General features: G+C 54.2%; 10 protein-coding genes. 3 read left to right on the top strand and 7 right to left on the bottom strand.

What is annotated here, in order from left to right; translation table 11 throughout:
* Positions 1–335: 335 nt before the first annotated feature.
* Positions 336–866: a single-stranded DNA-binding protein SSB1 gene (gene ssb1, locus ACLJRH_RS13575; RefSeq protein WP_000168322.1), complete on the bottom strand. Its 531-nt coding sequence runs from the start codon at positions 864–866 to the stop codon at positions 336–338.
* 247 nt (positions 867–1,113) lie between these two features.
* On the opposite strand from ssb1, the gene uvrA reads away from it, so the two are divergent.
* The 3 genes from uvrA (at position 1,114) to ACLJRH_RS13560 (ending at position 4,851) form a co-directional block, all read left to right on the top strand.
* Complete coding sequence (gene uvrA / locus ACLJRH_RS13570) at positions 1,114–3,939, top strand: excinuclease ABC subunit UvrA (RefSeq protein ID WP_023137212.1); 2,826 nt, start codon at positions 1,114–1,116, stop codon at positions 3,937–3,939.
* 131 nt (positions 3,940–4,070) lie between these two features.
* The gene (locus ACLJRH_RS13565; RefSeq protein ID WP_072105320.1) at positions 4,071–4,526 is read left to right on the top strand and encodes a hypothetical protein; all 456 of its coding nucleotides are present in this window, start codon (positions 4,071–4,073) and stop codon (positions 4,524–4,526) included.
* Positions 4,513–4,851: a hypothetical protein gene (locus ACLJRH_RS13560; protein WP_023137213.1), complete on the top strand. Its 339-nt coding sequence runs from the start codon at positions 4,513–4,515 to the stop codon at positions 4,849–4,851. The genes ACLJRH_RS13565 and ACLJRH_RS13560 overlap by 14 nt, the downstream gene beginning before the upstream one ends.
* On the opposite strand, the gene ACLJRH_RS13555 is transcribed toward ACLJRH_RS13560, so the two are convergent.
* From ACLJRH_RS13555 to dnaB, 6 genes are all read right to left on the bottom strand, one after another.
* Positions 4,852–5,208, bottom strand: a complete 357-nt coding sequence (locus tag ACLJRH_RS13555; RefSeq protein WP_000155665.1) for an MmcQ/YjbR family DNA-binding protein — start codon at positions 5,206–5,208, stop codon at positions 4,852–4,854.
* A 2-nt stretch (positions 5,209–5,210) separates the two neighbouring features.
* The gene (locus tag ACLJRH_RS13550) at positions 5,211–5,627 is read right to left on the bottom strand and encodes a secondary thiamine-phosphate synthase enzyme YjbQ (protein ID WP_000270392.1); all 417 of its coding nucleotides are present in this window, start codon (positions 5,625–5,627) and stop codon (positions 5,211–5,213) included.
* 128 nt (positions 5,628–5,755) lie between these two features.
* Complete coding sequence (aphA, locus tag ACLJRH_RS13545) at positions 5,756–6,469, bottom strand: acid phosphatase AphA (protein ID WP_000724436.1); 714 nt, start codon at positions 6,467–6,469, stop codon at positions 5,756–5,758.
* Positions 6,470–6,655: 186 nt separating this feature from the next.
* Positions 6,656–7,849, bottom strand: coding sequence for an aromatic amino acid transaminase (tyrB, locus tag ACLJRH_RS13540; RefSeq protein ID WP_000486914.1), 1,194 nt, complete (start codon positions 7,847–7,849; stop codon positions 6,656–6,658).
* Positions 7,850–8,034: 185 nt separating this feature from the next.
* Positions 8,035–9,114 (bottom strand): alanine racemase, encoded by a 1,080-nt coding sequence (gene alr, locus ACLJRH_RS13535; protein ID WP_023136993.1) that lies wholly within the window; start codon positions 9,112–9,114, stop codon positions 8,035–8,037.
* A gap of 31 nt (positions 9,115–9,145) precedes the next feature.
* Entirely contained in the window at positions 9,146–10,561 is a 1,416-nt protein-coding gene (gene dnaB / locus ACLJRH_RS13530) for a replicative DNA helicase (RefSeq protein WP_000918353.1), read from the bottom strand.
* Positions 10,562–10,602 lie beyond the last annotated feature (41 nt).

Genomic DNA, 10,602 nt, shown 5'->3' with positions numbered 1-10,602 from the left:
ATACCGACCATTCTCTAACGTTATTTTATAATATCTTTTTGTTGTCAAAAAATGGCTATAAATTATATATTTTGCAGATGAGATTTCTCTTTCATATTTAAGACAATCCGGGTTATTGCAGTACATTTATGAACTTCGGCTGGATAATGATGTGCCGAGGCGAGTCGGCCAGAGGCGATAAGCGACATTTTTCCGTAAGATATGTGCTTCTCTTTTTTGAAAGGGAGACAAAGACAATAATACCAGGTAAGAAAATGCCTGGTTTACACCAGGCATTTCAGCAGACGAGAACTATAGCGAAAATGCAAATAACGCTTTGAGTTTTTTACCAAAAATCAGAACGGAATGTCGTCGTCAAAATCCATTGGCGGTTCGTTAGACGGCGCTGGCGCGGATTGCTGTGGACGCGACTGCGCGCCGCCGCTGAACTGGTTGCCGCCCTGCGGCTGCTGAGGTTGTTGCGGTTGACCCCAACCCCCCTGCTGCTGACCGCCTGCCGGTGCGCCGCCGCCCTGGCGACCACCCAGCATCTGCATCACGCCGCCGATCTGCGGAACGTTAATTTCAGTCGTATAGCGTTCCTGGCCACTCTGATCGGTCCACTTGCGGGTACGCAATTGACCTTCGATATACACCTGAGAACCTTTACGCAGATATTCGCCGGCCACTTCCGCCAGTTTGCCGAACATCACCACCCGGTGCCATTCAGTCTGCTCTTTCATTTCGCCGGTCTGCTTATCGCGCCAGGATTCAGAAGTAGCCAGCGTTAAGTTGGCGACAGCGCCGCCACTCGGCATATAGCGTACTTCCGGGTCCTGGCCCAGATTACCAACGAGAATCACCTTGTTTACGCCTCTGCTGGCCATAATTGAGTCTCCTGAATACGTTTCATAAATAGTGTAAACGCGTGAGTGTACCATTTCCACGTAGCATTTTAATAGCTGCGATGCAGGTTCCAGGTCACTCGCGCGAACCTCATATTGTTGCATACTTTAGCTGAAGATGCATTCCAATACTGTATATTCAAACAGGTTAAATTGTGTCATAATTAGCCGTTTCTGCCGTTTGTCCTTCAAACAAACCAGGCATCCGAGTCTCTACCGGGAAAGGTGAATGGATAAGATCGAAGTTCGGGGCGCCCGCACCCATAATCTCAAAAATATTAACCTCGTCATCCCACGCGACAAACTGATTGTCGTGACCGGGCTTTCGGGTTCAGGCAAATCCTCACTGGCTTTCGACACTCTGTATGCCGAAGGGCAGCGTCGTTACGTTGAATCGCTCTCCGCTTACGCGCGGCAGTTTTTGTCGCTCATGGAAAAACCGGATGTCGACCATATTGAGGGGCTATCGCCCGCGATCTCAATTGAACAGAAATCGACATCGCACAACCCGCGCTCTACGGTGGGTACTATTACCGAGATCCACGACTACCTGCGCCTGCTGTTTGCCCGCGTGGGCGAACCGCGTTGTCCGGATCATGACGTGCCGCTGGCGGCGCAAACCGTTAGCCAGATGGTCGATAACGTGCTGTCACAGCCGGAAGGCAAACGTCTGATGCTGCTGGCGCCGATTATTAAAGAGCGTAAAGGCGAACACACCAAAACGCTGGAAAATCTGGCAAGCCAGGGTTACATTCGCGCCCGTATTGACGGCGAAGTCTGCGATCTCTCCGATCCGCCGAAGCTGGAGCTGCAAAAGAAACATACTATTGAGGTGGTGATCGATCGCTTCAAAGTTCGCAACGATCTTTCCCAACGCCTGGCGGAGTCGTTCGAAACGGCGCTGGAATTATCCGGCGGCACGGCGGTTGTTGCCGATATGGACGATGAGAAATCGGAGGAGCTTCTGTTCTCCGCCAATTTTGCCTGTCCGATTTGCGGCTACAGTATGCGCGAGCTGGAACCGCGTCTGTTCTCGTTCAACAACCCGGCAGGCGCCTGCCCGACCTGTGACGGCCTCGGCGTTCAGCAATATTTCGATCCGGACCGCGTGATCCAGAATCCCGACCTGTCGCTGGCAGGCGGCGCGATTCGTGGTTGGGATCGTCGCAATTTTTACTACTTTCAAATGCTCAAGTCGCTGGCGGAACACTATAAGTTCGACGTGGATGCGCCGTGGGCAAGCCTCAGCGCCAACGTACACAAAGTCGTGCTGTACGGTTCCGGCAAAGAGAACATCGAATTTAAATATATGAACGATCGCGGCGATACCTCCGTGCGCCGCCATCCGTTCGAAGGCGTGCTGCATAATATGGAGCGCCGTTATAAAGAAACGGAATCCAGCGCGGTGCGCGAAGAGCTAGCGAAATTCATCAGTAATCGCCCCTGCGCCAGCTGTGAAGGAACGCGACTGAATCGCGAAGCGCGCCATGTATTTGTGGAAAATACGCCGCTGCCTGCTATTTCCGATATGAGCATTGGCCATGCGATGGATTTTTTCACTAATCTCAAGCTTTCCGGGCAACGGGCGAAAATCGCCGAAAAAGTGCTAAAAGAGATCGGCGATCGCCTCAAGTTTCTGGTGAACGTCGGCCTGAACTATCTCACGCTCTCCCGCTCGGCAGAGACGCTTTCCGGCGGCGAAGCCCAGCGTATTCGTCTGGCGAGCCAGATAGGCGCCGGGTTAGTCGGCGTGATGTATGTGCTGGATGAACCGTCCATCGGTCTGCACCAGCGCGATAACGAACGGCTGCTGGGTACGTTGATTCATCTGCGCAATCTTGGCAATACCGTGATTGTGGTGGAACACGATGAAGACGCCATCCGCGCCGCCGACCATGTGATTGATATTGGCCCCGGCGCGGGCGTTCACGGCGGCGAGGTGGTGGCGGAAGGCCCGCTGGAAGCCATTATGGCGGTACCGGAATCACTGACCGGCCAGTACATGAGCGGTAAACGCAAAATTGAAGTGCCGAAACAACGCGTGCCGGCAAATCCAGAAAAAGTGCTCAAACTCACCGGCGCGCGCGGCAATAACCTGAAAGATGTGACCCTTACGCTACCGGTAGGGCTGTTTACCTGTATCACCGGCGTCTCGGGTTCCGGTAAATCAACGCTGATTAACGATACGCTGTTCCCCATCGCCCAGCGTCAGTTAAACGGGGCGACTATCGCCGAACCGGCGCCGTATCGGGATATTCAGGGGCTGGAACATTTCGATAAAGTGATCGATATCGACCAGAGTCCAATCGGGCGTACCCCGCGTTCCAACCCGGCGACCTATACGGGCGTCTTCACCCCGGTTCGTGAGCTTTTTGCTGGCGTGCCGGAGTCTCGCTCGCGCGGCTATACGCCAGGGCGATTCAGCTTCAACGTGCGCGGCGGTCGCTGCGAAGCGTGCCAGGGCGATGGCGTCATTAAAGTCGAAATGCACTTTCTGCCGGATATTTACGTGCCGTGCGACCAGTGCAAAGGCAAGCGCTATAACCGGGAAACGCTGGAGATTAAGTACAAAGGCAAGACCATCCACGAAGTGCTGGATATGACCATTGAAGAAGCGCGTGAGTTCTTTGATGCGGTTCCGGCGCTGGCGCGTAAGCTGCAGACGCTGATGGACGTGGGGCTGACCTATATCCGTCTTGGTCAGTCGGCGACGACGCTTTCCGGCGGCGAGGCCCAGCGCGTGAAGCTGGCGCGCGAACTGTCGAAGCGCGGCACCGGGCAAACGCTGTATATTCTCGACGAGCCAACCACCGGCCTGCACTTTGCTGATATTCAGCAGTTGCTTGACGTTCTGCATCAGTTGCGCGATCAGGGCAACACCATCGTGGTGATCGAACACAACCTGGACGTCATTAAAACGGCGGACTGGATTGTCGACCTCGGCCCGGAAGGCGGCAGCGGCGGCGGCGAAATTCTCGTCTCCGGTACGCCGGAAACCGTGGCGGAGTGCGAGGCGTCGCATACCGCCCGCTTCCTTAAACCTATGCTCAAATAACCTTCACGCCGCTTTCCGATTCGCCGGGAAGCGGCATCATTTTTCCTCATCCCACCTCATTGTATCCGTGTTGAGCATTTGTGATTTGCGTGCCGCCTCGCTCTGACATGTGATAGCGCAAACGGTCTGTTATGGAAAACACCATGAAGTTGCCCTACGCAATCACACTACTGCTGTGCCTGTTTTTATCCGCCTGTACGCTGCCTGACCGCTTTAGCGCCGTGGCTTTTCAACAACTGACGCTATTACAAGCGCGCTCAACCCGCTTCCTGCAGGACGCGGCGCGAATACCGTGGCAAAAAGAGACACTGTTCAAGGATGACCGTGATATCCGCCAGACATTTTTTCAGGCTGAGCGGGTCGCCCGTCAAGGTGGGGATAAACACCGACTCGATAATCTGGCGCTGCTGAAAAATCACTATTTGCGTCTTTATGCGCGGGTTATGCAACGTAAGCAACCACTTACTTACATCCAGGCTGAGAGATACCAACAGCAAAATAATCAGGTCTGGAAATTAGCCATACAGGGTGAGTGTCTGCATTGGGGCGCACGCTGTACTCAGGGAGAAGAAAATGGCGTCTATTAACGAAATACATTACCTGATGACCACCGCCCGGGCCGAACATCCTGTAGCCTCCTCGGCGATTGCCGAGTTTATCCAGGCGTATAAGCAGGCAAGAGAAGACAGCGACGACGGTATCCGCGAGTCCGCCGCGTTTATCGCCCGCGCGCTTCAGGAACATGCTCGCGGCTGGCTGGACGACGACGATATGATTATTCTGCTGGAAGGACAGCGGGACCTCGCCAGGCTACGCGCCAATAATGCGCAAATCGCCCTCGACAGCCGTATCCGGTCTACGGTCATCCGCCTCATTGATATCGCCCTGGCGTTGTTGGTCGGCGCGCTATAATCAGGACTGCGGCAACTGCTTGCGTTTATCTTCCGGCAGCGCATTTACCGCCTGTTGATAAGAGGCATCGACCAGATAATAGAGTTGTGAATCCGGCAGCGATCCGTCCAGATAGACCGTGCTCCAGTGCGCTTTATTAAGGTGCCGACTCGGTCGTACATCGCTGTGCTGCTGACGTAATAACTCTGCCAGTTCCGGGCTGGTTTTGAGAGAGGCTGCCGGGCGTCCTTCAACTTCTTTTACCATCGCGAAAAGTACATCTTCCACTTTAATTTGCGTCGCTTTCCAGTCGCTGTGGACGCTCTGCTCTGCGCCAGGTTTTGCCATGCAGTATTGCAGTAATTCCGAAATGGTCATTATCATTCCCCTTGTAGTGTCGCGATGATTTTACGTGGACCGCCGTGAATACGGTGCTCTCCCAACCAGATACCTTGCCATGTTCCTAACTGTAAACGCCCCTGGCGTACAGGCAGCAGCAACGAGACGCCCAATACTGACGACTTAATATGCGAAGGCATGTCATCCGCGCCTTCGTAATCATGTTCATACGCCGCATTATCGGGAACGGTTTTCAGGAAATGGCGCTCCATATCAGCGCGCACGGTGGGATCGCAGTTTTCGTTTAGCGTCAGCGAGGCCGAGGTGTGTAGCAACAACAGATGCAGCAAACCCGTTTCGACAGGCGGTAAGCCAGACAATTTATCGATAATTTCATCTGTTATCAGATGAAACCCGCGCGGCTTCTCGCTCAGTGTAATGGTGCGCTGATACCACATAGGCTGCTCCTTCCTAAAAACAAACGTCTCCTGAATAGTGTGCAGCAAGTCTGGAAAAGGTAAAAGCCAGCGGGGCAAGTTTGTGCAAAAATCATGCAAAAAAGGAGAGCCTGTCGCTCTCCTGATTTTTAGTACTCCGAGTTGACAATGACTTCCTCGCCAAACGCTCCTGCCTGCGGCAGCGGTTTGTAGGTGGAGTTAGCCGCGCGCAGGATGCGAATACCGCGGATACCACAATCACGAGCCGCAGTAATATCGTTATCCGAATCGCCGTAGAAGATACGCATATTCTTCTCCTGCAGCCACTGAACTTTCGTATTTTGTCCCGGTTTATCGCCGGCGAAAATCACCGGATTCATATTCGCCGCCGGAATATGGAAGTTATCCGCCAGCGTTTTCGACACGGTTTCCGTTTTCGTCTGACTACGACCAGTGACAAAGTAAATACTGTCGCCACGACGAACATGCATATCAATGAGCTGTCGGGCCACTTCTTTTGGAATACTGAATTCATCCCAGCCGTTGTTCATTTTTTCCCAAAAGGCCGGATTTTTCAGATAATCGTCGCTGTCCGGGGAGTAGGTTTTCTTTCCGCGCCAGAATCCGGGGCTGGAAAATAACACGGTGTCGTCAATATCAAAGCCGACCGCCATCGGCGGGCGTCCGGTGAGGCTGTTTTCAATCTGGGCGACAGAGACCCAATGGACAGGCGCTTGTTCCGCGAGTTTTGCAACGTTAGTGCCCGGATTGAGCGTCGAAGGGGAAGATACTAACGCATTCGCGGAATGGTTTAGCGTAAACAACAAACAGACGGCACTCAGCGCCAGGGTTATTTTTTTCATGCTTTTCCCTTAAAATTCAGAATATTATAGTTATTAAGATGAGTCTTTGCTCAAAAAACTATCTGACCATAACGCCAGTAACGGTCAAAAGGAAGGATTATCTGCGGTTTTGTTACGAAAAAAGAGGATGATCACAACAGCTATTGTCAGGCCGGAGGGCACTGTTATCGCCGTCCGGCCTGAATATTACATGACAGCGGCAAATGCCTTCGCCACGCGGTGTACATTTGAAGCATTAAGCCCGGCGACACACATGCGGCCACTGGCAATCAGGTAAACGCCAAACTCATCGCGCAACCGCTCGACCTGCTCCTCGCTTAACCCGGTATAGCTGAACATACCGCGCTGCTGTAACAAGTAATCAAAGTTGCGGTCAGGCATCTCCGCCTTCAGCTCCTTCACCAGCGTCTGGCGCATCGATATAATGCGGTTACGCATCGCGTCGACTTCCGCCAGCCAGCTCGCTTTTAACGCCTCATCGCCCAGGACCGTAGCGACCACCTGAGCGCCGAAACACGGCGGACTGGAGTAAATTCGGCGCACCGTCGCTTTTAGCTGTCCCAGAACCCTCGCGGCGATTTCAGCATCTTCACACACCACGGACAGGCCGCCGACGCGCTCGCCGTACAGCGAGAAAATCTTCGAAAAAGAATTACTGACTAACGCAGGTAACCCGGCGCTGGCAATGGCGCGAATAGCGTAAGCATCCTCGTCCATGCCTGCGCCAAACCCCTGATAGGCAATATCAAGGAACGGAATCAGATCGCGCGCTTTCACTATCTCAATCACCGCATCCCATTGCGAAGGTGTTAAATCCGCCCCGGTCGGGTTGTGACAACAGGGGTGCAGCAGCACGATACTGCGTGCAGGTAACGTATTCAGCGTGGCCAGCAGATCGTTAAAACGGATGCCGTTAGTCGCGTCGTCATACCAGGGGTAAGTACTCACTTCGAATCCTGCCCCGGCAAATATCGCAATATGGTTTTCCCAGGTGGGGTCGCTCACCCATACGCCTGCGTCGGGGAAATAACGCTTCAGGAAATCCGCGCCCACTTTCAGCGCGCCGGAACCGCCTAATGTCTGGATAGTGGCCACACGCTGTTGCTGAAGAACCGGGTGATCGGCGCCAAAGAGCAAAGGCGCGATAGTATGGCGATAAGTATTGAGTCCTTCCATCGGCAGGTACAGCGAAGCGCCATGCGGCTGCGCGTTAAGCCGGGCTTCGGCTTCGGCCACCGTTTTGAGCTGTGGGATAATCCCGTCTTCGTTGTAATACAGGCCAATGCTCAGATTTACTTTGTCGTGACGGGAGTCGTCTTTAAAACGCTCCATCAGTGAAAGAATCGGATCGCCGGCATAGGCGTCAACTTTTTGAAACACGCGATGGTTCTCCAGGTTTACAGAGGGCAGGAAATAACACAATAAACCGGAAGGACGAGAAGATCGAGAGGATGTTGTGGTGGATGCGCATATTGCCGGATGGCGGCGTGAACGTCTTATCCGGCCTACAGCCAATGCGCGAGACAAGCCGGATAAGCGCAAGCGCCACCCGGCCTGCCGCGTATTTAATCAATATACTTCATCGCCACCCTTGAAGTCAGGCGCGTGATAAGTTCGTAAGCACTTACTTTTGTCATTTCAGCGATACGTTCAACCGGCAGACCTTCGCCCCATAAGACCACCGGATCGCCCGCGTTATCCTGCGCGTTTGGCCCCAAATCCACGCAAATCATATCCATCGCCACCCGCCCGACAATCGGGACTTCACGACCATTGACCAGCACTGGCGTACCGGAAGGCGCCGCTCGTGGGTAGCCATCGCCATAACCCATCGCCACCACGCCCAGGCGCGTATCGCGCTCACTCACCCATGTCCCGCCGTAACCCACCGGTTCGCCCGCTTTGTGGTCACGCACCGCGATCAAACTGGAGGTTAAGGACATCACCGGCTGAAAACCAAAATCAGGCCCCCAGGGTTTGTGTTCCAGCGGCGATACGCCATACAAAATGATGCCCGGACGCGCCCAGTCAAAGTGAGACTGCGGCCACAGCAGAATACCGCCAGACGCGGCAATAGAGCGCTGACCGGGTTTACCCTGACAGAAGGCATTAAAAATGTCGAGCTGATGTTTGGTAGCGCCGCATTCCGGCTCATCCGCACGGGCAAAATGGCTGACGATATTCACCGGCTGGCGTACATTTTTACAGTGCGTCAGACGCTGGTAGAACGCCTCCGCCTCTTCGGGACGCACGCCGAGACGATGCATACCGGTATCCAGTTTCATCCAGACCGTTACCGGCTCCGCCAGCTCCACCGCCTCCAGGGCGGCAAGCTGCTCCTGATTATGTACGGCGGTATGCAGACATTGCGCGGAAATGGTCGGCAGATCGGCGGCGTCGAAAAAACCCTCCAGCAGCAGGATAGGCTGCGTGATCCCGCCCGCTCGCAGACGTAGAGCCTCTTCAAGACGCGCCACGCCAAAAGCGTCAGCATCAGGGAGCGTTCGCGCGGTCTCCAGAAGACCGTGTCCATAAGCGTTCGCTTTCACCACCGCAACCAGCTTACTGGCAGGCGCCAGTTCACGCAGACGTTGCAGGTTGTGTCGCAGAGCGCGGCGGTTAATGACGACTGTTGCCGCTTGCATTTGAATTCCTTGTTAACAGAATGACGGAGAGTTACTCATCATCGTATTGCGGTCCCGCATAGTTATCGAAGCGCGACCACTGACCATTGAACGTCAGACGAACCGTACCGATAGGACCGTTACGTTGCTTACCAATAATAATTTCAGCAATGCCTTTTAAGTCGCTGTTCTCGTGATAAACCTCATCACGGTAGATAAACATAATTAAGTCGGCATCCTGTTCAATAGAGCCGGATTCACGCAGGTCGGAGTTCACCGGACGTTTATCCGCGCGTTGTTCCAGGGAGCGGTTAAGCTGCGATAGCGCCACGACTGGCACCTGAAGCTCCTTCGCCAGCGCTTTCAACGAGCGGGAAATTTCGGCGATTTCCAGAGTACGGTTATCAGAAAGCGACGGCACGCGCATCAATTGCAGGTAGTCGATCATAATCAGACTTAACCCGCCATGTTCGCGGAAAATACGCCGCGCGCGCGAACGGACTTCTGTCGGCGTAAGACCTGAGGAGTCGTCAATATACATATTGCGTTTCTCCAGCAGAATGCCCATCGTGCCGGAGATTCGCGCCCAGTCTTCATCATCGAGTTGACCGGTACGAATACGTGTCTGATCGACGCGGGACAGCGAGGCCAGCATACGCATCATGATCTGTTCGCCGGGCATCTCCAGACTGAAGATCAGTACCGGTTTATCCTGCAACATCGCCGCATTTTCGCAGAGGTTCATCGCAAAAGTGGTTTTACCCATGGAGGGACGCGCCGCGACGATAATCAAATCCGAACGCTGTAACCCTGCCGTCTTTTTATTGAGATCCTGATAGCCGGTATCCACGCCTGTAACGCCATCGTGCGGTTGCTGGAACAACTGCTCAATACGCGCCACGGTAGCGTCGAGAATCTGGTCGATGCTTTTCGGGCCTTCGTCTTTGTTGGCCCGGTTTTCCGCGATCTGGAAGACGCGCGACTCCGCCAGATCCAGCAGTTCGTCGCTATTACGCCCCTGTGGATCGTAACCAGCGTCCGCAATTTCATGCGCCACCGCGATCATATCGCGGACCACGGCGCGTTCGCGCACAATGTCCGCATAAGCACTGATATTCGCCGCGCTTGGCGTGTTTTTAGACAACTCCGCCAGATAGGCGAAACCGCCGACGCTGTCCAGTTGGCCCTGCCGCTCCAGCGATTCCGCGAGCGTAATCAGGTCGATAGGACTGCCGCTTTCCTGCAAGCGCCCCATCTCCGTAAAGATATGGCGATGCGGACGGGTATAGAAATCTTCCGCCACCACGCGCTCGGCCACATCGTCCCAGCGCTCGTTATCCAGCATTAAACCGCCCAACACCGACTGTTCCGCTTCAATCGAGTGCGGCGGCACTTTTATCCCGGCAACCTGCGGATCGCGGTCGCGGGCATCAGTCTGTGGTTTGTTGAAGGGTTTATTTCCTGCCATAGTGAATGGAGTTACCGAGATAGTGATTGGGTCGAAAGATT

Source organism: Salmonella sp. SAL04162, assembly GCF_046551535.1.
In the GTDB taxonomy this organism is placed as follows: domain Bacteria; phylum Pseudomonadota; class Gammaproteobacteria; order Enterobacterales; family Enterobacteriaceae; genus Salmonella; species Salmonella enterica.
The sequence above is the reverse complement of the archived record's forward strand: the minus strand, read 5'-3'. Positions and strand labels throughout refer to the sequence as shown.